Genomic DNA, 19,453 nt, shown 5'->3' with positions numbered 1-19,453 from the left:
ACCACCTGCCCCACGATCATCCCGCCCACCACCCGAAAAACACCAAACACCCCAGAACGCCTCAGACTCGTCCAAGCCCACTACGCCGACGCGATCCCCCTCGACCTCCTCAAAAGCGAGCAAGACCGCATCCGCGCCAGCCTCGACCAGATCACCACCCGGCTCGACAACCTCGCCGAGGCCCGAGCAGGCTTGGACCAGCTCACCGATCTCCTGGTCGACCTCAACGAGCTCTACGACAAGTGCGAACCAGCCGAACGACGCATCCTCAACCGCGCACTGTTCACCCGCATCACCATCGACGACGAAGAAAACGCCACTTACACTCCCGAGCAGACCATAGCCAGCGTCCTAGCCCACACCAGCATCGATGCCCCGGCCGAAGTCACCGCAGAAACAAAACTTGCCCCGCCATCAGGCGGGGCAAGTTTCGAGTTTCTCTACTTACGTGGAGCTAGGGGGACTCGAACCCCCGACCTTCTCATTGCGAACGAGACGCGCTACCAACTGCGCCATAGCCCCCTGCCCGCGCCCGCAACCGAGCAGCGAAGCACGCTAGAGCTTAGCACCCCGCGCCATCGGGCCCAAGCGGGCCGCCCGGCGCCTACTCCCCCACGGCCCTGCCGAGGCCCTGCTCGCCGCCGCGGTCGTCATCGGGCCCGGTCTCGCCGCCGTCCTGCGGGGGCTCGGCGATGACGGGCATCCGCGGCTGGGCGGCCGGCGGCACCGGGGCCGACAGGTCGATGGTGCGCACCGAGCGCGGCACCAGCGGCTTGGACACGTAGGTGGGCGGGGTCACCGCGATGGGCTCCCACAGCGAGCCGATCGTGGAGGTCACCGGCAGCTCGAGCGAGATCGAGATCTCGGTGTCCTCGTTGTGCACATCGGTCAGGTCGACCGTGTTGACCGCGACCGTGTCCTCGGTCCAGTTCTGGCAGACCGAGTCGAGCTTCTCGTCGATCATGGCATCGACGGTGCGCACGCTGACCCGGCTGACCACGACGAAAACGCCCAGCAGCGCCACGCCGATGAGCGAGAGCCACCAGGGCGCCGAGGTGACGGCTGCGATGACGACCGAGGCGATCATGAGGACGAGCGAGCCGATCAGGCCCAAACGGCGGCGGCGCGCCGCGATCTGCGAGGCGCGCCGCACCTCGAACCTGACGGCGTCGCGCTGAAGCGGCGTGGAGATCTGGAGCGCGGGATCGTTGAGCTCGCTGAAGTCGGGCCTGCGGCGTCCCCTGCTGCGCCGCACCACGCGCATCGACTCGGTGAAGTCGTCCACCGAGACGTCGTGCACCGTCAGACGCGGGTCCTTGTGCAGCACGAAGCGGGGAACCAGATACGCCAGCCAGCCGGCGACTATCGCCAGCCAGATCAACCCCGTCACACCCATGGGAGAAAACGTAGGGGCTCGTCCTCGCCGCGGCGCACCGCACACGCCGCCCCGCCGACCATCGAAACCCTGTGAAAACCCTCACAGACTCGCCTCAGGGTCACTCGCCCCCCTTGTCAGAGGGCTGCTTCGGCGCGATGCGCCGGGACAGCAGCCGGTGCAGCTCGCCGAGCGGCGGGCGCTCCTCGGCGGTCCTGACGTAGACGTCGTGGTCGCGCCAGCCGCCGTCGATGTGCAGATAGCGCTGCCGCAGGCCTTCGTAGCGCCAGCCGAGCTTCTCGACGACGCGATGGCTCGGCCCGTTCTCGGGCCTGATGCAGATCTCGATGCGGTGCAGCCCGACGACGTCGAAGCAGAAATCGGCGGCCATGGCCACGCCCATCGGCGTGTACCCGCGCCCGGCATGGCCCTCGTCGATCCAGTAACCGATCGAGGCCAGCCGGGAGGCGCCGTAGGCGACGCCCGCGACGGTGACCTGGCCGATCATGGGGGCGCCCCTGAGGACGCGCGCACCGGTCCGGCCGCTCTCCTCCAGCGCGAGGGCCCAGCCGAAGGTCGAGCCCTGGCGCCCCATGCGCCGGTAGCGCCTCACGAGCTGGTGGAATTCGAGCGGGTTCTCGCCCGAACCGGGCGGCAGGGTCGAATCCCACGGGCCGGTCCAGTCGCGGTTGGCCGCGCGCAGCCGAGCCCACTGCCCGGCGTCCCGGGCGCGCAGCGGGCGCAGCACGAGCCCGCCGTGGTGCAGGACGACCGGCCACGCGGGCCCGCAGACCATGGTGCCCGCCCGGCCCGCAGCCCACGAGCCGCTCATCCGGAGCCGAGCGCCAGATAGTCGAGGCCGTCACCGGCCTGCGCCGACATGCTGCCCTCGCCGAGCACGAGGAAGCCGTCGCAGCGGGCGATCGCTCCCAGAGCGCCGGGCCGGTCGGCCAGCGGCAGCGCGTGCAGACCGTCGGGCCCGGCAACCGCCCGGGCCGGAATGTACTCGCAGACGCCGCGGTCGCCGCTCACCGGCGCGTCGAGCGTCGCCCGGACGACGGGGCGCTCGGGCGACGCGCCCATGAGCGTCCGGATGACCGGGCGCCCGAACGCCTCGTACCCGGTGTAGGCGCCGGCCGGGTCGGAGCCGAGCATGAGCACCGGCACGCGGTCGGCGCCGATGAGGCCGAAGCCCTGGACCGGGCCGGGACGCAGGGCGACCGTCGAGAAGTCGACCGGGCCGAGGCCCTCCAGGGCCTCGGCGAGCGGACCGTCGGCGCCCTGCTCGATGCCGCCGATGGTGATGAGCAGGTCGGCGCGGATGAGCTGGTCGGTGACGGCCTCCGCGATGGAGGCCGCCTCCAGGGCCGCGGACTCCTCGCGCCACACCTGGGCGCCGTCGGCGCGGCAGGCGGAGGCCACCATGAACGAGGCGGCGTCCCGGTGCTGCCGGGCGGCCATCTCGAAGGCCTGACTGGACCGGTCCCTCTCGCGCAGCGACAGGACGACGACGCGCGGACGCGGGCGGCACAGCACCTTGTCGAAGCCGGCGCCGCCGATGAGGCCGAGCAGGCGCTCGTCCAGCATGGTGCCCGCCGTGGCGATGACGGAGCCATCGGCGGCATCGGAGCCGACCTGGCGGACATTGACCCCCGCGTCCACGGAGCACTTGACGAGCAGGTTCTCCCCGTCGACGACGATGGCCGCCTCGAGCGGCACGACGGCATCGGCGCCCGGGGGCATCGGGTGGCCGACGAGCACCGGCACGGCGGAGGCCGGCTCGTGCACATCGGAGGTGATCGTCAGGACGACGCCGCCGGCCGGGTCCACGTCGCGCACGTCGATCGAGATCACCGCGTAGCCGTCGCACGAGGCCTCGGGCAGGGCCGGCAGGTCCCCGTCGGCGAGGAGGTCCTCGCACAGGCTCAGGCCGGAGGCGTCGATGAGGTTCATGCCGAAGGGCATGAGCGGCTCGAGCATCGAGCAGATCCAGTCGCGCTGGCCCTCGACCGTACGGGCCCCGTGCGGGCCGGGCTCGGGCGCGAGGGCCAGCCGCGTCGTCTCGGGCTCCGCCGGCTCCGGCGCCGCGGACTTCTTGCTACGACCGAAGAGTGCCATGGCCCTTACGATATGTGCATGCCGCAGCCCAGCCCGGACGGACGCACCGCGCAGCGCTCCCCCCTCGTCCCGGACGGGGCGACCGCACCGGCCCGCGCCGGCGACCCGGCCGGCCGGAAGAAGACGATCCGCCGGGCCGCGCGGGCGGCCCGGCGGGCCATGGCACCGGGACAGCGGGCCGCGGACGACGCGGCGCGCACCCGGCGCGCACTCCAATTCATCCACGACGAACTGGCCCCGGGCTCGGTGATCGCCTGCTATCTGTCCGCACCCGGCGAGCCGGACACCCTCGGCCTGGTCGAGGCCCTGCGCGCCGGGGGCTACCGGGTGCTCGTGCCCGTCCTCGGCAGGACCCCCGGCGGCGGGCCCCGTCACGGCATCGCCTGGGCCTGGTACGGGGGGCCGCGGGCCCTCGTGCCAGGGCCGTGGTCCATCCCCGACCCGACCGGCGAGACCCTCCCGGCCCAGGCGCTCGCGCAGGCCGATCTGGTCGTGGTCTCGGCGCTCGGAGTGGGGCTGGACGGCAGCCGCATCGGCACCGGCGGCGGCTGGTACGACAGGGCATTGGCGCACGCACGGCCCGGGACGCCCTGCTGGGCGCTGGCCAACGACGGCGAGGTGGCCGATCACCTGCCGCGCGAGAGGCACGACCACCCGATGGACGGTTTCATCACCAGCACGCGCACGCGGGCGACCCCGGCCTGACGGCCCCGCACCGGCATCTCTCTCCCCCTCACCGTGCAGACGGGGCCGCTCATCACCGGCACCCGGCACCCCGCGGCGGACGGTTTCCGCCTCCGCCGGCGCGAACGTACAATGTCCTGCGGTCCGTGCACCCTGCCGGCTCCATGAGGACGAGAGAGCATATGCCCACCTACCAGTACCACTGCAATGACTGCGGCAACGACCTCGAGGTCGTCCAGAGATTCACGGACGACGCTCTCACCGTCTGCCCGAGCTGCGCGGGGCATCTGCGCAAGGTGTACAGCGCCGTCGGCGTGGTCTTCAAGGGTTCCGGCTTCTACGCCACCGACAGCCGTTCGAAGGGAGCCTCTTCGTCCGCCGTTCCCGCGACCGGTCACCACGGCTCCGGCTCGAGTGATTCCTCGGACGGCTCGTCGGCCTCGTCCGGCACGGCGTCCTCGAGCGACTCGGGCGGCACCGCCGCCGCAGTGGGGTCCTCCTCGGGAGACTCGGCCGCCTGACCCGGGCCCTCCCCGGCCCCGCGCGCATTGGCCCGACGAGGCGGCCCGGTCACGCGGCCCCGCCCCCATCCGCGGATCCTCCGAGAACGCCTGTGGACAACTGACGGACCACGGGCGTCGCCGAGCACACTGCTGGCATGAATCTCAGCGGATGGTTCTCCTCGCTCCTGCGGGCGGTGCGCTGGCATCGCCGCGGCCTGGCCGTCATCGCGGCGGCCTGTGCGCTGGTCCTCGCCCTCGCGGCTCTGTCCCCGAGACCGGCACCCACGCGAACGGTGGTCGTCAGCGCACGCGATCTGGCGGCGGGCGTCGTAGTGGGCGCCGATGACGTCACGACGGCCGAGCTGCCCGCCGAGGCGGTGCCGGCCGCCGCCCTGACCGATCCCGCCCGGGTCATCGGGCAGGTCCTGGCCGTGCCGCGCCCCGGCGGTACGACGCTCATCGGCGAGGACATCGTCGGTTCCGCCCTCGTCTCGGCCGCCGATGGGCTGTCACTGGTGCCCTTCCGCATCTCCGATGAGGGCATCGCAGCGATTCTCCAGGTGGGTGATCTCATCTCGGTCGTTGCCCTGAGCCCGGAGGGCCAGACGGTCCCGATCGTCGACCGGGTGCGCATCGCAGCACTGCCCGCCCCTGCGGCGTCCGGGGCGTTCAACAGTTCCGGCGCCGGCGGTGCACTGATCATCGCCGCGGCCGAGGCCGACCAGGCCGAGCTCCTGGCCTCGGCCTCGTCCTCGTACGAGCTGAGCATCATCTTGGAAGCACCCTGAGAAATTTGGGGGTGGGCACCTACGAGGCCAGAAGATCACCTTGTCAGAAGACGGTAGTGTCAGTCCTCGGCGCGGAGCCGGAGTGTTGCGCGTCTTCTCTAGACTCAAGGGACTGGGGATGCCCCGTTCCTCTGCGGGGTTCAGGCCCCGGTCGGGCGTCATACCCTGGCGTGTCCGGCGCGCCCTGCCCGTTCCCCTGTCAGCGCACTTCCAAGGAGAAATATGAAGGGCTTCAAAGAGTTCATCATGCGCGGCAATCTGATCCAGACCGCCGTCGCTTTCATCATCGGCACCGCGTTCGCCACAGTCGTCACCACTTTCACCTCCGTCGTCCTGAGCCTCATCGCCAAGGTGCTCGGCGGCAGGGAGCCGAACTTCGACAACTGGAACCCCGGTGACATCCCGGTCGGTCCATTCCTGACCGCGCTCATCTCGTTCCTCATGGTGGCCGCCGTGGTCTACTTCGCCATCGTCAGGCCGTTGAATGCACTCGAGGAGCTCAGGAAGAAGGGCAAGGAGCCCGAGGACATTCCTCCGACCGAGGCCGAGCTGCTCACCGAGATCCGTGACCTGCTCGCCGAGAATGGTGGCGCCAGGCGCTCCACCGGCAGCTCACAGGCCTGAGTCGTCGACCACCGCGCGGGGCCCGAACGGCGGATCTGTTCGGGCCCCGGCGCGTGTCCGGCGGATCCGTCCTCGCGCAGCGGCAGCCGGGGGAAGCCGGTTGCCGAGCAGCTGCCCGTCCGGATCCGCCCGCACGCGGTGGTCAACCGACTGCGCCGTGGTGCGGCGGGCGCTCGCCCATGAGGCGCAGGTCCTCGCGGTCGAAGGGCTGCGAGTGGTCCCTCACGCCGGAGTCGATGGCGTCGAGGTCGAGCAGCGAGACGCACTGGGCCACCCAGGCGTGCAGCCGGGCGGAGCCGAGCCCCGACCTGACATCATCGGGAACGGGTACTGGCCAGCGCCGGGTCTCGGCGCGGCGGGCGTTCCGGAACTCGCGCAGCCCGGCCGCCGTCCACCCGGCCCGGTCGAGGCGTGCGACGAGCCCGGCCGGGGAGTCGATCCGGGTCGGGTCGATGCGCGAGGCGGCCTCACCGCCCAGGGCGTAAGCGGCGGCCGTTGCGAGACGGGGGTCGGCGCTCACGGGCCCTGCAGCACCTGCCCGTCGGCGATCGTCCCGCCCTCGTCACCGAGGGTGACATCGCCGACTACCCGGACGTCGGCACCGAAGCTCCAGTCGCCGGTGACGGTCAACGAGCCCGCCTCGCGCAGGTGCACCGGGTGCGGGATGCGCCTGTCGAACTCCCCCACGAACTTGTAGGCCGGGCCGAGGTCGATACCGGGGATGCGCTCGACCTGAGCCCTGAGGATTCCGTCGTCACCGATCTCGTAGACGTCCGAGCGCAGCAGGAGGAGCTCGTTGGTCTTCTTGACCGGCACGAAGCGGTCGCGGGCGACCTTGAGCACCTTGGCGTCGTCGAACAGCTCGATGGCCGCCCCCATGGCGCTCTCGACCTGGATGACCTCGGGGCTCGAGGGATCCTTGGGGTCGATGGTCTTGGTGTTGCGGATGAGCGGCAGGCCGAGGACACCACCGGTCTCGTCGAGCTTGGCCCTGAGGGCTTCGAGATTCCACCACAGGTTGTTGGTGTTGAAGTAGCGGTGCACCGTCTCGTCCGTGAAGAACCTCAGGTCCTCATCGGCGGTCTGTGCGGTGTCGCGCAGGACGAGCCGGCCGTCGGCCCTGCGGATGGCCAGGTGGCCGCCCTTGCGGTCATTGGGGGTGCGCTCGCACACTTCGGAGCACCACGAGGCGCCGGTGGCGGCGAACCAGCCGGCGATCCTCGCGTCGGGGGCCGCGCCGAGGTTGTCGGAGTTGGAGACCGCAGCGTACCTGTACCCGGCGGAGAGCAGTTCGTCGAGCAGGCCGCTGTCGTGGAGCGACGCGTAGATGTCGCCGTGACCGGGCGGGCACCACTCGAGCGAAGGATCCGCCGGCCACTCGGCCGGGGTGAGGTCGCCGGCCAGGAGCTTGGGCTCCTTGCTCTGCAGGAAGTCCAGGGGCAGCCCGTCGACCGGTAGTTCGGGGTACCCCGCCAGGACGGCGAGGGTGTCGTCATGCGTGTTGAAGGAGTCCATCAGCAGCAGGGGCAGGCGCACACCGTACCTCCTGCGCGCGGCCAGCACCTGGGCGGCGAGAATGTCGAGGAAGCTGCGACCGTCACGGACTTCGAGGAGGGTCTTGGCGCGGGTCAGGCCCATCGAGGTGCCGAGTCCGCCGTTCGGTCTGATGAGGACCGTCCTGTCGAGGGCCTCGCGGGCCTGCTCGTCGCCGACCCGGATGTCGTCGATACCGGGCACCTCGCCCAGCGGCTCGATGGAGTCCTCGCGGATCAGTCCGGTGTCGCCCGAGGCGACCTGGCCGTAGTAGTGGCTGAACACGTCGATGGCCGTACGACCGATGCCCGCGTCGATCATCTTCCGCCTGGCTCGTTGCAGTCCTTGCTCGCTCATACCCACAGCCTAACCAGAACAGGCCGCACATCCCCAGTCCAGTCGTACGGGGAGGAACGCCGCAGCGGCCAGCGCCAGAGGCCGGGGGTTGAAAGAAGACGACGCCCGCTGAGGAGCCGAAGCCGTCTGCCCACCCCCAGGAGACCTACAACAGCAAGGCGTCGCCTTCACCATTGATCATATGACCGGTGACGCCGGAGGCAAAGAGCTGAGAGGAATCCTCAGGAAGTGTTTATGAACAACAGGCCAGGCATTTATTCTGCCGGTCCCTCCGCGGCTCTGGAGGGGCCGGACGGCCGCGCGCCGGCGAGACGGTTTTGTCCTGCTCCTGACAGTGCGGCTAGGCTGAGCGACGAGGCCCCGTAGCTCAGGGGATAGAGCAGCGGTTTCCTAAACCGCGTGTCGAAGGTTCGAATCCTTTCGGGGCCGCCGGAGCGGGACGCGGTCTCCTGGGATCACGGGGGTCGTGGGCCGGCCCTGCGCACGACGCGGATCCGATGGCGCCCCGGGTCGCGGGTCCTGCTCATGATCGACGAGTACTTGGTCGTCCACCTCGTCCGGCGGACCGGGCGCGTCCGGAGCCGCCGGACGAGTCCATCCGGCCCCTTCCTCAGCCGTCGCTTCATGCGGCCCCGGTCCACAGGGTCCCGTACCATCCCCGACGCCTCCGTCAAAACGTCCGCGCCCGGTGCCGACCAGTGATGGCCGGCACCGGGCGCGGACGGGGGACCAAGTGTTCTCAGGCCACCTCGCCGCCCTCGGTCGTGTCATACTCCCGAACCTGCGCGATGAGGTTGTCGAGCTGGGCGGCGTTGAGCGCACCGGCGTTGCGGAACAGCAGTTTGCCGTCCTTGAAGGCCATGAGCGTGGGGATGGCCTGGATCCCGAGCTGCGCGGACAGATCCTGTGCGGCCTCGGTGTCGACCTTGCCGAAAACGATGTCCTCGTTCTTGTCGCTGGCGGCCTCGAAGATCGGTCCGAAACGCTTGCAGGGGCCGCACCATTCGGCCCAGAAGTCCACGAGCACGATACCGCCGGAGGTCACGGTGCTCTCGAAGCTGGCCTCACTCAGTGCGGTGGTAGCCATAATCATCCTTTCGAAGAGTGCGCGCTCCCGCTGGAACGCTGACGCCTGTAGAACATCATCGATCGCCGCGGTATTCCCCGGGTGCGGCCGGCCGAGCGGACCCCCACGCGACGGCACCGGCCGTGGCGCCACGGACCAGGTCAGTGACGGGCCCTGACGCGCACCGAGCTCGCGTAGTCCTGCGGGATGCGCAGCGCGCGCCGACCGTCCTCACTGGCCAGGACGAAGTCGTCGTCCTGTTCGCTGAGGATCACGATGTCGCCGGGCCGGATCTGCGATCTGTCGAACTCGGCCATGAACTCGGGATCGGTCTGCGGATGCTCGTCGACCATGATGAAGGCGGCCCTGGTCAGACCGGCCGCGACAGTCACGTGCAGCTCTTGGCCGTAGTCGGCGAGCCGGTGCACCTTGCGGGCCGTCGCCGCGGGGATCGGGGTGCCGTACGGGCTCGTCTCGGGGTTGCCCAGCCGCTCGGCCATGCGTTCGGCGACCTCTTCGCTCATCACATGCTCCCAGCGGCAGGCCTCGGCGTGAGCCCGGGAGTAGCCGAGCTCGAGCACGTCGATGAGGAAGCACTCGGCCAGACGGTGGCAGCGCATGACGTTGCGCGCCTCCTCGAAGCCGGCTCTGGTCAACTCGATGGTGCGCTCCCCGGTCAGTCTCATGAGGCCGTCGCGCTCCATGCGCGCAACCGTCTGGGAAACCGTGGGACCCGCCTGGTGGAGCCTGTCGACGATGCGAGCGCGCCTGGGCTCGACATCGGCCTCCTCCAGCTCGAAGACCGTACGCAGATACATCTGGGAGGTGTCAATCAGATCGCCACTCATGCCATGCCTCTCATTATTCTTCCCGTTTCCGAGAAGATTAGCCGTCCGGGTCCCGTGGATATTCCCCCGGGGTCAGTGTTTTCCCCGTTTCCGGCGAGAGGCCGGCGCGCCCGGCCGAATTCGGCCGTCCCGTCCCCGTGCCGCGCTCTCCCCAACGGCCCGGATGGAACGAGCCCTCTGCGCCCGGGCCGCGGGTGGGAGAATCGAGGGGTGAACGAACTCGTGATCCCGGCCGGGCTTCTCCCCGAGGACGGCCGTTTCGGTTCCGGCCCCGCCAAGGTGCGTCCCGAGGCGCTCGCCGCCCTGGTCTCCAGCCCGCTGATGGGGACGTCCCACCGCAGGCCCGCTGTGCGCAATGTCGTGGCCAGGGTTCGCGAGCGCCTGGCCGAGCTCTACTCGATGCCCGACGGACACCAGGTCGTCCTGGGCAATGGCGGCGCGACGAGCTTCTGGGACCTGGCCTGCACGAGCCTCATCGAGCGCCGCTCCTCGCACGCGGTCTACGGATCCTTCAGCAGGAGGTTCGCCGCCGTCACCTCGCGCACGCCGTGGCTGCAGGCCCCCGCCATCGCCGAGGCCCCCTTCGGCTCGGGCCGCCTACCCGCCGTCGAGGACGGGATCGACGCCTACGCCTGGGCCCAGAACGAGACCTCCACCGGTGTGGCCATGCCCGTCGAGCGCCTGTCCGGCACCGATGACGGCGCCCTCATGCTCGTCGACGCGACGAGCGCCGCCGGCGGCATCGACGCGGACCTGACCCAGGTCGACGCCCTGTACTTCTCCCCGCAGAAGAATTTCAGCTCCGACGGCGGCCTGTGGCTGTCCTTCTGCTCGCCGGCCGCGCTGGAGCGCTCCGAACGCCTCACCGGCGATCATGACGGCCGCTGGGTGCCCGACACCCTCAACCTGACGCTGGCCGCCACCAGCTCGGCGAAGGACCAGACGCTCAACACACCGGCCCTGGCCACGCTGGTCCTGCTCGACGAGCAGCTCGGCTGGATGCTCGACAACGGCGGCATGGAGTTCGTCACCTCGCGCACCGCCGACTCCTCGAACCGCGTCTACCGGTGGGCCGAGGCCAACCCGTTCGCCCGCCCGTTCGTCGCCGACCCGGCGCTGCGCTCCCCTGTCGTGGCGACCATCGCCTTCGACGAGAGGGTCGACGCTCCGCTGCTGTGCAGCACGCTGCGCACCAACGGCATCCTCGACATCGAGCCGTACCGCGCGCTGGGCACCGACCAGATGCGCATCGGCGTCTTCGCCTCCGTCGAGCCCGACGACGTGAGCCGGCTCCTGGACTGCATCGACTGGGTGCTCGAACGCATCGTCGACCGGCACCGGTGAGCCCGGGCTCAGCCCAGACAGTTGTCCCTGGCCGTGCGCCTGAAGACGAAAAAGGCCGCGACGAGCGCGACGGCGAGACTGAGGATGAGGGCGGCGATCGTCTTCTTCCGGCTGAGCGAACCGCTCTTCACGGTGGACTCGGTGGTGGAGCCGGACCTGTCGGCCGCCGTAGTGGACGAGGCGGCAGCGCTCGAGGCCGTGGCCTGGGGCGCCGGCTGGGCCGGCACGGTCTCCGCTGCTGCGGGGTGCTGCGCCAACAGACCGAGCGTGAGCACCACGCCCGCGAGGGCCGCCCTCGCACGACGGGTCTTCGGCGTCCTGGCACTGTCCTGCTGCTTGTCCACGGCGGCAACTCTATGCGCTGGACGGGCTGGGCGCCCACAGACCCTCCGGGGGCGGGACCCGCGAAGAAGGCATGATGCCCGGGGCCGGGCTAGGTGCCCGCGATCGCCCTGTTGATGACATCGGAGGCGAAGTAGACGACGAACAGCACCCCTACCACCCACATGAGCGGGTGCACGTGACGGGCCTTGCCCTGGAAGATCTTCAGCACGATGAACATGACGAAGCCCGCGCCGATGCCCACCGAGATCGAATAGCTGAAGGGCATGAGCACGATCGTGATGAACGCCGGGATCGCGTCGACCAGGTGGTGCCAGTCGATTTCGGCGACCTGCTGCATCATGAGGAAGCCGACGATCACGAGCACCGGGGCGACGGCCTCGGAGGGCACCATGTTCGTCAGCGGCGACAGGAAGGTCGCCAGCAGGAAGCAGACGCCGGTGACGATCGAGGCGACGCCGGTGCGCGCACCCTCGGCGACGCCCGCGGTCGATTCGATGTACGAGGTGCTGGACGAGGTCGAGCCCAGGCCGCCGAGCAGTGCGGCCAGGGAGTCGACGAGCAGGATGCCGCGCAGGTGCGGGGGCTCGCCGTTCTCGTCAAGGATGCCGCCCTCAGCGCCCACGGCCACAACGGTGCCCACGGTGTCGAAGAAGTCGGCCAGCAGCAGCGAGAAGATCAGCATGAGGGCGCCGAGCACACTGGCCGGCGTGAACCGGCCATCGATGTTGGCGAAGGCGCCCACCAGGTCGACGCGCCCGATGAGGCCCAGGTCGGGGGCGGTGAAGGCCGAGACGCCGGGCCACGCCGGGACGTTGAGCGCCCAGCCCTCCGGGTTGGCGCCGCCGTCGGATCCGGTCGTGGGGATCTTGACGATGGCCTGCACGATGATCGCGACCACGGTCGTCGCGATGATGGCGATGAGCATGGCGCCGCGCCTGGAGCGCACGTACAGGAGCAGCAGGATGAGCAGGCCGATCACGAAGACGAGCTGGGGCAGGGTGCCGAGCGAGCCGTCCAGGCCCAGCTGCACCGGGGTGCCCGAGCCGGGGGTGATGATGTTGGCGTCGACGAGACCGACGAAAGCCACGAACAGGCCGATGCCGACCGAGATGGCCACGCGCAGCTCGCGGGGGACGGCCCGGAAGACGGCCTCGCGGAATCCGGTCAGGACGAGCAGGGTGATGATGATGCCCTCGATGACGATCATGCCCATCGTGCGCGGCCAGGTGGAGTTCGGCGCAATGACGTAGGCGCACATGGCGTTCAGGCCCAGCCCGGTGGCCAGGCCGATCGGGAATCGTCCGACAACGCCCATGAGGACCGTGCTGATGCCTGCGATGAGCGCCGTCGCAGCGGCGACCATGGCGATCGAGTGATCGACCGCCGCCTGATCGACGACGCCGGCGGCGGCATCGGTGTACTTGGGGGCGCCCGAGACCAGATTGCCCCGGGAGTCGGCGGCGGTGCCGATGACCAGCGGGTTGAGCGCGAGGATGTAGGCCATGGTGAAGAAGGTCACCAGACCGCCGCGCAGTTCCTGCCCGACGGACGAGCCGCGTGCTGAGATGTGGAACCAGCGCTCCGCGAAGGAGGAGCTCTCTAGGGTTTTTTCAGGGGACGAGGACGCCATGGGCGATATCGTAACCGGTGCGCGGAGGTCCTCGTCGCACTGGCCGCACAGTGCGCAGGCGCCGCGGGCGACGTCCTGGAGCCGCTGGCCGGGGTCCGCAGCGGGCCCGGGCAACTGCGAGACGGGACGCGCCCCCTTGTGGCACGGGGACACGGCCGACCGGCCCTCGCCCCTGGGGGGACCCCTGGTCATGTGGGCACGGCGCCCGCAAGACCGTCCGGCCCGGGACCAGCGCATGGGACGGCATGCTCCTCAACTCCTGCGGCTGAGGCCTGCTGGGCACCATCGCCGGGACCGCCCCGGCCGCCACCGGCGTGCCGTTGCTCGGCGAGGGCCCTCTCCTCGGGGACCGCAAGGCCGTTCCCCCCGCCGCTGCGGGCGAGTGACCGGCAGGGCCCGCAGGGGTGCCCTGCCCCGGCTCGGGGCGGGCGCCCCCGCTCGAACGCCTGTTACCCGAAGAGCGCCCTCTCGATGCCGATCGTGTCGTAGACGGGTTCTGGCAGGTCTATGCCGCGCTGGTCGGCGACGGCGTTCGAGTGGCCGCCGCAGCCGTGGTCGACGCTGACGACCCTGGCGTCGCGCGGGGAGTACTCGTTGGTGCACACGCCGAAGAGCGTGCCGAGCGAACCGGCGATGCGCTGGAAATAGGCGCACTCGACGCACTGGCCGGGGGCGTGCTTCGTCGAGGCGTTGTCGGGCCCCGCCGAGCTCTCGATCCAGCGCTCGGCGGTCTGCGAGCGGCCCTCGTAGGAGAGCACGCGCTCACGGCCCAGGCCCAGATCGACGGCGATGGCCCGGGTGGCGCCCCACTCGGCCGGATCGTCGTCCTCGGTCATCGCGCCGCCGGTGAAGCCGGGCTCCAGACGCGGATCGTTGTCGGGCGTGGGCAGCAGGGTGCCGGGCGTGACGTCACCGGGGCGGACGCGATCGGCCCACGGCACCCACTCGGCCGCCAGTAGCGCGTCATGACCGGGGACCAGGACGACCTCGTCGACGGTCGCAGTGCGGGCGCGCGGGGCGCGCGTCAGCGTGACGGCCCAGCGCCAGCCCCGGTAGCCGTGGTGGGGGCACGCGAAATAGTGGGTGAGCAGGCGCTCGCCCTCGAGTTCGCAGCCGAGGTGCTCCCCCACGCCGAAATCGCCGGCCTGGTGCTCGGCCGCGGCACGCGCGACCTCGACGGCCGCGGCGAGCACCGTATCGGTCCTTGGGGCAGTTCGTGAGGGCATTACTTCTCCAGCTCGTCGGCCACACCGCGCAGCATGGTCGCGATCTTGGTGGCCTGGCTCTGATTGGGATGGCGGCCGCGACGGTACCCGTTCGACAGGCCGTCGAGCAGTTTGATGAGATCTTCCATCATCACAGCCAGATCCTCGGGCCTGCGGCGGGAGGCCTTGGACAGCGAGGGCGGCGGTTCGATCAGTGTGATCGACAGCGCCTGCTCGCCGCGCCGCCCCTCGATGACGCCGAACTCGACACGCTGGCCCCGCTTGACGCCGGTCGTGCCGGCGGGCAGTGCGCTGGAGCGGAAGTACACCTCTCCATCGCCGTCGTCCTTCGTGATGAACCCGAAGCCCTTCTCGGAGTCGAAGAAACGCACCTTGCCGCTCGGCATCTCGTCACCTCATTCTTCCTTCCGGGACGCCTGGGCGCCCGTGGCCGCTCCCGCGCGTGTGGGCACAGGAAACCACCTCAAGTTTATCGAGACGGGCAACCCCGCCCCGCTCTGGCGGCAGAACCGGTCGGGACGGCGCGGGGCCGCCCGTAGAATTGGACCATGGCCGGGCACCCCATCTTCGACACCCTCACGCTGGACAATGCTCCCCGTGAGGCGCCTTCCGCGTTCGCGCAGCCGAAAGCCGACCCCCTGACGGCACCCACTGCCGAACCGGGCGTCGAGGTCAGCGGCGCCATCGTCCACCCCGACGTGATCCGGCCCCCGGCCGATCCGGGCCCCTCGCTGGAGTCGTTGGCCCCTGCGCAGCGGGCTCCGCGCGATCCGCGCAGGCCCTTCGAGGACCTGTCGCTGCTGGCCGGCCCCGAGACGGGCGAGCACGACCCGCGAACCCCGTTCGAGTTCTCCGGAGACCCGGACCCCTCGCCGGGTCTCTCTTCGACCGCGCAGTTCGCCCCGCCGGATGCCGCCACGCTCGTGGTACCGGCGGCCACGACGCGCCCCGCGCCCCGGGACGCCCGCCTGCAGCCCGGCGCAGGCCTCGCGCCCGGAGGGCCGGCCTGGCCGGGCCAGGTCCGGGAACCGGGCTTGACCCCGCTGGGAGCGCAGCCGCCCTCCACGGGCGTCCACGAGCCGAGCGCACTGCGGCCCGGCGCGGATGCGGGCGCGGCCGGCCAGTGGCCCGAGTCCATGATCATCCTGTCGTCCGACGGCACCGCGCCCGCGCCCTACAACGTGGGGAACCTGCTGCGCGCGACCGGCATCGGAATGCTGTGGTGCCTCGCCATCGGCTTCATCGTCGAACCCCTCGCCCTCATCGCACTCATCGTGGCGTGGATCCTGTCGATGACCCGCTCCCGCACCCAGCGTTCGCTGCGAACCGGCTTCCTCGTCGCGCTCGGCCTCGCAGCGTTCATCATCCTGGCGTTCCTGCTGAGCGGCTACGAGCAGCCCCTCGACGCGGGCAGCACGGCCGCGCGCTGGATCTGCCTGGCACTGGTCATCGCCTGCCCGCTGCTCACCCGTTCCGATCTGCGTTCCAACGGACGGCTGGTCACGACCGGGCAGGCCGCCGCCATGTCCCGCGCCGCCGCGACACGGCAGCAGCCCCACCCGCCGGGCTCTGCGCCGCAGGGCGCCGGCCCCGCCCGGCCGGCGCCCATCCAGCAACCCGGCCAGGCCCCCTACCCGCCGCTCCCCGGCGACCGGAACAGCCAGCGGGGACAGGACGGGGGCCGGGGGCCGGTCCGGTGAGCCCTCCCCGCTCGCTGACCACCGATCTCCAGCAGTGGCCGCCGCAGGCACTCGAGCAGCTGCTGCGGGCGCGCCCCGATCTGGCCGTCCCGCCCCCGCGCACCGTCGCCGAGCTCGCCGAGCGGGCCTCCTCCCGCCCCTCGGTCCCACTCGCCCTCGGAGGCCTCGACGCGTGGACCCTGTGCGTCGCTCATGCCATGGCGGCCTGCCAGGCAGGGGGCGGCACGGCCTCGGCCGGCGAACTGGCAGGTGTTCTCGGGCTGGCGGGCCACGACGACGAAGTCGCGGCGGCCATCGCGCACCTGACCGATCTGGCGCTCGCCTGGGGCGAGCCGCCCGCCCTGACCTCGACGGTCCGCGCCGTCCTCGGCCCCTACCCGTGCGGCCTGGCCCCCGCGTCGGCCAGGCCGTTGACTTCCGAGGCCGTCCAGGACGGCCTGACGGCCGTCGGCGAGGAGGGCATGAAGGTCCTGGAGCGCCTCGTATGGGGCCCGCCGACCGGTACGGTGCGCCGTGCGGATCGACCGGTGAGCATCGCCGACGCCGAGTCGACGATGGACCTGCTGCTCGCCCACGGCCTCCTGCGTCCCACCGCGCCGGACCAGGTCGTGCTGCCCCGCGAGGTGGCCCTGCGCCTGCGCAGGGGGCTGTACGTCCAGCAGGCGCCCTCTGCCCATGCACCCGGCTGGCCGGCGTCCGATGGCGCGCTCGGCGCGAACCTCGACCCGGAGCTGCTCGACCGGGCCGCTGTCGGCTCGGCCCAGGAGCTCATCAGCCACGCCGAGGTGATGCTCGACGAGCTGGGCACCCGGAACCCGAAATCTCTCGCCAACGGCGAGATGTCGAAACGGGATCTGGCCGCCCTGGCGCGCATCACCGGCGAGGACGTCGACGCCGAGCCCAGCCAGAGCCGCTTCGTCCTGGCGCTCGTACGGCACACCGGCATGCTCGTCGCCCGCTCGCGCACCTGGCTGGCCACGACCGCCTACGACGACTTCCTGGCCCTGCCCGGCTACGGGCGCTGGCGCGCCCTCGCCACGGCCTGGGCAGATCTCGGCTGGTGGCCCGATCGCACCGAGCCCCGCGCGGCCGCTCTCCGGGCGGCCGCGCTCGCCGAGCTGGCCGCCGCCGAGCCCGGCACCGCGGTCGACGAGGGCTCCCTCGCCGGGCGCCTGGCTTGGCGCAGACCCGGGCTGGTCGGCGCCGAGCACCAAGAACTGTGGCCCCGGTTCGCCGCCGAGCTCATCGCCGAGGCCCGCTGGCTCGGGCTGCTCGCCTTCGACCGCACATCCGCGCTCGTCCGCGCGGTGGACGATCCCACGCTGCCCGATCCCGGCTTCGCCGGTCTCGGGGACTCGCTGCTGCTGCAGTCCGATCTGACGGCCGTGGCCCCGGCCCCGCTCGACCACGACACGGCCCGGGCGATCGGCGAACTGGCCGAGCGCGAGTCGCACGGCGCGGCAGCGGCCTTCCGCTTCACCGGGCCCTCGCTGCGCCGGGGCCTGGACGCCGGCTGGTCCGCCGATACGATCGCCGACTGGCTGCGCGAGCACAACGCCGAGGGCCCCGATGCCCCGCTGCCGGGCTCCCTGTCGGCGCTCATCGCGGACACCGCCAGAACCCACGGCACGGTGAGGATCGTCCAGGTCGGGGCAATCGTCCACGTGGCCGATCCGGCCGCTGCCGCGGCGATCCTGGCCGGCTCGGACGCCTCCGAGCTCGGACTGCGCGAGCTGGCTCCCGGCCTCATCGCCTCGGATGCGGAGCCCGCGGAGCTCGTCGCGGCCCTCCGCGCCGCAGGGCATGCGCCGGTCGCCGAACGCCCCAGCGGCGATCGCTACACGACGCCCGCGCCCCGCAGGGCCCCCCGCGCCGGCCCCGGCCCCGGCTCCCCGGCCGGTCGACCTGGTGCGCCTGGCAGGAGCACTGGCGCAGAAGGCGTCCGACGGCATGAGCGCCGAGCAGATCCTCAACGCGCTGACCAGGGCCTACAACGCGGACTCGTGGGTGGACGTGGACTGGGTGGACGACGACGGCGCCCCGCAGAGCCGCTCCATGCGAGTGCTGTCGATGTCCGCCGGAGTGGCGCACATGGTGCGCCGTGCGGCCGGACGGATCAGCCTGCCGCTGACCCGGATCGTCTCGGTCGGCCCGGTCCCCGCCGACGGGGACCGGGGACCGGTGCCGGCAGGCTCCGGCACCTGAGAAGCACGGGCGCCAGCCCGGGCCCGCCCCACGACCGCCTGCCCGCGCTTGCGCGCGATCGGGCCTCGCGGACCGCCCTGCCGTCTCGGCCGCTCTACCGTACTATGTGAGGGGCGCTCCCCAGCGCTCGTTCTGCGCCGGAGCGATCTGCGCAGGCACGGACTTCGGCCACGGACAGAAGAGGCACTGTGACGACGCACCGCCCCAACGAGCACCTGGGCAGCCGCTACACCCTGATCTCGCCCATCAACAGCGGCGCGATGGGCGAGGTCTGGCGGGCGCGGGACGTCGAGGGCGGTCTGCACGCGGCGAAGATCCTGCGACCGGGCCTGGGCGACAACGCCGAGATGGTCAAGCGCTTCGTCGCCGAGCGCAATCTGCTGCTGAGCGTGCACCACCCCAACGTCGTGGGCGTGCACGACCTGGTCGTCGAGGGCGACACCCTGGCGATCGTCATGGACTTGGTGGAGGGTCGCGACCTGCGCCAAGTGCTCGCGGCGGTCGGAGCGTTCACGCCCTCGGACGCCGCGCTGGTCTGCGCGGAGCTCGCCGACGGCCTGGCGGCCATCCACGAGCAGCGGATCGTCCACCGCGACATGAAACCGGCCAATGTCCTGGTCGACGAGGCGGGCGAGGCCGCTGTTCCTCGCATCACCGACTTCGGCGTCTCGCGCCTGACCGAGACCGGCCCGGGCGCGACCAACCCGACGCTCATAGCGGGCACGCCGCACTACATGGCGCCCGAACTGCTCATGAACCAGACGCCCACCGCGGCCAGCGACCTGTACTCGCTCGGCATCATGCTGTACGAGCTGACCACGGGCCTCACGCCCTTCGCGGACCGCTCCCCCGCAGCGGCGATGCAGGCCCAGTTGAACCTTGCTCCCGGGCGCCCCGACGGCATCGACGAGCGCCTGTGGGACGCGGTGCGCTGGCTCACCCGCAAGGATCCTTCGCAGCGCCCGGCCACCGCGGCCCAGACCGCCCGGGCTCTGCGCGAGGTGAGTGCCCGGACGGAGTCGCTGCCGGCCATGGCACCGCTCGTGGTCCCGCCCGCCCCGGTTCCGACGGACGCCCCGAGTGCGCCCGCCCCGGCGGCGCCCAGCC

At 71.4% G+C, this 19,453-nt stretch carries 19 protein-coding genes and 2 tRNA genes; 9 read left to right on the top strand and 12 right to left on the bottom strand.

Annotated elements, in window-relative coordinates:
* Window positions 1-449: 449 nt before the first annotated feature.
* The 4 genes from R2N01_RS07790 to glp all read right to left on the bottom strand — a co-directional run bounded on the left by R2N01_RS07790 (window position 450) and on the right by glp (window position 3,493).
* Window positions 450-522, bottom strand: a tRNA-Ala gene (locus R2N01_RS07790).
* 82 nt (window positions 523-604) lie between these two features.
* Window positions 605-1,396 (bottom strand): hypothetical protein, encoded by a 792-nt coding sequence (locus tag R2N01_RS07785; RefSeq protein WP_316670089.1) that lies wholly within the window; start codon window positions 1,394-1,396, stop codon window positions 605-607.
* Window positions 1,397-1,496: 100 nt separating this feature from the next.
* Entirely contained in the window at window positions 1,497-2,207 is a 711-nt protein-coding gene (locus R2N01_RS07780) for a GNAT family protein (RefSeq protein ID WP_316670087.1), read from the bottom strand.
* A complete protein-coding gene (gene glp / locus R2N01_RS07775; protein ID WP_316670086.1) occupies window positions 2,204-3,493 on the bottom strand; it encodes a gephyrin-like molybdotransferase Glp in 1,290 nt (429 codons plus the stop codon). Before glp ends, R2N01_RS07780 begins: the two co-directional genes overlap by 4 nt.
* A gap of 18 nt (window positions 3,494-3,511) precedes the next feature.
* Between glp and R2N01_RS07770 the strand changes: the two genes are divergently transcribed.
* The 4 genes from R2N01_RS07770 to mscL all read left to right on the top strand — a co-directional run bounded on the left by R2N01_RS07770 (window position 3,512) and on the right by mscL (window position 6,092).
* The gene (locus tag R2N01_RS07770) at window positions 3,512-4,198 is read left to right on the top strand and encodes a 5-formyltetrahydrofolate cyclo-ligase (RefSeq protein WP_316670085.1); all 687 of its coding nucleotides are present in this window, start codon (window positions 3,512-3,514) and stop codon (window positions 4,196-4,198) included.
* A gap of 161 nt (window positions 4,199-4,359) precedes the next feature.
* Window positions 4,360-4,698, top strand: coding sequence for an FmdB family zinc ribbon protein (locus R2N01_RS07765; RefSeq protein ID WP_316670083.1), 339 nt, complete (start codon window positions 4,360-4,362; stop codon window positions 4,696-4,698).
* Between the two features lie 137 nt (window positions 4,699-4,835).
* On the top strand, window positions 4,836-5,468 hold the full coding sequence (locus R2N01_RS07760) for an SAF domain-containing protein (RefSeq protein WP_316670082.1): 633 nt from the start codon (window positions 4,836-4,838) through the stop codon (window positions 5,466-5,468).
* 222 nt (window positions 5,469-5,690) lie between these two features.
* Window positions 5,691-6,092, top strand: a complete 402-nt coding sequence (gene mscL / locus R2N01_RS07755; RefSeq protein WP_316670080.1) for a large conductance mechanosensitive channel protein MscL — start codon at window positions 5,691-5,693, stop codon at window positions 6,090-6,092.
* Between the two features lie 142 nt (window positions 6,093-6,234).
* Here mscL and R2N01_RS07750 read toward each other — a convergent pair whose 3' ends face one another.
* Both R2N01_RS07750 and R2N01_RS07745 read right to left on the bottom strand, forming a co-directional pair.
* Window positions 6,235-6,612 carry a hypothetical protein gene (locus tag R2N01_RS07750; protein ID WP_316670078.1) on the bottom strand — a complete coding sequence of 126 codons (378 nt, stop codon included), beginning with the start codon at window positions 6,610-6,612 and terminating at the stop codon, window positions 6,235-6,237.
* Window positions 6,609-7,982, bottom strand: coding sequence for a UTP--glucose-1-phosphate uridylyltransferase (locus R2N01_RS07745; RefSeq protein ID WP_316670076.1), 1,374 nt, complete (start codon window positions 7,980-7,982; stop codon window positions 6,609-6,611). The genes R2N01_RS07750 and R2N01_RS07745 overlap by 4 nt, the downstream gene beginning before the upstream one ends.
* Before the next feature lie 356 nt (window positions 7,983-8,338).
* On the opposite strand from R2N01_RS07745, the gene R2N01_RS07740 reads away from it, so the two are divergent.
* Window positions 8,339-8,411 (top strand) — tRNA-Arg (locus tag R2N01_RS07740).
* A 310-nt stretch (window positions 8,412-8,721) separates the two neighbouring features.
* On the opposite strand, the gene trxA is transcribed toward R2N01_RS07740, so the two are convergent.
* Together trxA and R2N01_RS07730 are read right to left on the bottom strand one after the other, a co-directional pair.
* Window positions 8,722-9,069: a thioredoxin gene (gene trxA / locus R2N01_RS07735; RefSeq protein ID WP_316670075.1), complete on the bottom strand. Its 348-nt coding sequence runs from the start codon at window positions 9,067-9,069 to the stop codon at window positions 8,722-8,724.
* 140 nt (window positions 9,070-9,209) lie between these two features.
* The gene (locus tag R2N01_RS07730; protein ID WP_316670073.1) at window positions 9,210-9,896 is read right to left on the bottom strand and encodes a metal-dependent transcriptional regulator; all 687 of its coding nucleotides are present in this window, start codon (window positions 9,894-9,896) and stop codon (window positions 9,210-9,212) included.
* Window positions 9,897-10,106: 210 nt separating this feature from the next.
* Here R2N01_RS07730 and serC point away from each other — a divergent pair, with 210 nt between their 5' ends.
* On the top strand, window positions 10,107-11,240 hold the full coding sequence (gene serC, locus R2N01_RS07725; RefSeq protein WP_316670071.1) for a phosphoserine transaminase: 1,134 nt from the start codon (window positions 10,107-10,109) through the stop codon (window positions 11,238-11,240).
* An 8-nt stretch (window positions 11,241-11,248) separates the two neighbouring features.
* Here the strand turns inward: serC and R2N01_RS07720 are convergent, their stop codons facing one another.
* The 4 genes from R2N01_RS07720 to R2N01_RS07705 form a co-directional block, all read right to left on the bottom strand.
* Window positions 11,249-11,584, bottom strand: a complete 336-nt coding sequence (locus tag R2N01_RS07720; RefSeq protein ID WP_316670070.1) for a hypothetical protein — start codon at window positions 11,582-11,584, stop codon at window positions 11,249-11,251.
* Between the two features lie 89 nt (window positions 11,585-11,673).
* Window positions 11,674-13,215 carry an NCS2 family permease gene (locus R2N01_RS07715; RefSeq protein WP_316670068.1) on the bottom strand — a complete coding sequence of 514 codons (1,542 nt, stop codon included), beginning with the start codon at window positions 13,213-13,215 and terminating at the stop codon, window positions 11,674-11,676.
* A gap of 449 nt (window positions 13,216-13,664) precedes the next feature.
* On the bottom strand, window positions 13,665-14,441 hold the full coding sequence (locus tag R2N01_RS07710) for a DUF3027 domain-containing protein (RefSeq protein ID WP_316670066.1): 777 nt from the start codon (window positions 14,439-14,441) through the stop codon (window positions 13,665-13,667).
* On the bottom strand, window positions 14,441-14,827 hold the full coding sequence (locus tag R2N01_RS07705; protein WP_316670065.1) for a cold-shock protein: 387 nt from the start codon (window positions 14,825-14,827) through the stop codon (window positions 14,441-14,443). The genes R2N01_RS07710 and R2N01_RS07705 overlap by 1 nt, the downstream gene beginning before the upstream one ends.
* Window positions 14,828-14,989: 162 nt before the next feature.
* On the opposite strand from R2N01_RS07705, the gene R2N01_RS07700 reads away from it, so the two are divergent.
* The 3 genes from R2N01_RS07700 to R2N01_RS07690 all read left to right on the top strand — a co-directional run.
* Entirely contained in the window at window positions 14,990-16,141 is a 1,152-nt protein-coding gene (locus R2N01_RS07700) for a hypothetical protein (protein ID WP_316670064.1), read from the top strand.
* Window positions 16,138-18,456: a helicase-associated domain-containing protein gene (locus R2N01_RS07695; RefSeq protein ID WP_316670062.1), complete on the top strand. Its 2,319-nt coding sequence runs from the start codon at window positions 16,138-16,140 to the stop codon at window positions 18,454-18,456. The genes R2N01_RS07700 and R2N01_RS07695 overlap by 4 nt, the downstream gene beginning before the upstream one ends.
* Window positions 18,457-18,534: 78 nt before the next feature.
* On the top strand, window positions 18,535-19,453 hold a 919-nt coding region (locus R2N01_RS07690; protein WP_316670061.1), incomplete at its 3' end, for a serine/threonine-protein kinase.

It is taken from the genome of uncultured Propionibacterium sp. (genome assembly GCF_963539965.1).
GTDB lineage: Bacteria > Actinomycetota > Actinomycetes > Propionibacteriales > Propionibacteriaceae > Propionibacterium.
The sequence above is the reverse complement of the archived record's forward strand: the minus strand, read 5'-3'. Positions and strand labels throughout refer to the sequence as shown.

Coding starts and splice junctions, on each gene's coding strand:
- R2N01_RS07765 (WP_316670083.1), top strand. CDS start 4,360: ATGCCCACCTACCAGTACCACTGCAATGACTGCGGCAACGACCTCGAG.
- R2N01_RS07780 (WP_316670087.1), bottom strand. CDS start 2,207: ATGAGCGGCTCGTGGGCTGCGGGCCGGGCGGGCACCATGGTCTGCGGG.
- mscL (WP_316670080.1), top strand. CDS start 5,691: ATGAAGGGCTTCAAAGAGTTCATCATGCGCGGCAATCTGATCCAGACC.
- R2N01_RS07705 (WP_316670065.1), bottom strand. CDS start 14,827: ATGCCGAGCGGCAAGGTGCGTTTCTTCGACTCCGAGAAGGGCTTCGGG.
- R2N01_RS07760 (WP_316670082.1), top strand. CDS start 4,836: ATGAATCTCAGCGGATGGTTCTCCTCGCTCCTGCGGGCGGTGCGCTGG.
- trxA (WP_316670075.1), bottom strand. CDS start 9,069: ATGGCTACCACCGCACTGAGTGAGGCCAGCTTCGAGAGCACCGTGACC.
- R2N01_RS07770 (WP_316670085.1), top strand. CDS start 3,512: ATGCCGCAGCCCAGCCCGGACGGACGCACCGCGCAGCGCTCCCCCCTC.
- R2N01_RS07730 (WP_316670073.1), bottom strand. CDS start 9,896: ATGAGTGGCGATCTGATTGACACCTCCCAGATGTATCTGCGTACGGTC.
- R2N01_RS07700 (WP_316670064.1), top strand. CDS start 14,990: ATGGCCGGGCACCCCATCTTCGACACCCTCACGCTGGACAATGCTCCC.
- R2N01_RS07785 (WP_316670089.1), bottom strand. CDS start 1,396: ATGGGTGTGACGGGGTTGATCTGGCTGGCGATAGTCGCCGGCTGGCTG.
- glp (WP_316670086.1), bottom strand. CDS start 3,493: ATGGCACTCTTCGGTCGTAGCAAGAAGTCCGCGGCGCCGGAGCCGGCG.
- R2N01_RS07745 (WP_316670076.1), bottom strand. CDS start 7,982: ATGAGCGAGCAAGGACTGCAACGAGCCAGGCGGAAGATGATCGACGCG.
- R2N01_RS07715 (WP_316670068.1), bottom strand. CDS start 13,215: ATGGCGTCCTCGTCCCCTGAAAAAACCCTAGAGAGCTCCTCCTTCGCG.
- R2N01_RS07710 (WP_316670066.1), bottom strand. CDS start 14,441: ATGCCCTCACGAACTGCCCCAAGGACCGATACGGTGCTCGCCGCGGCC.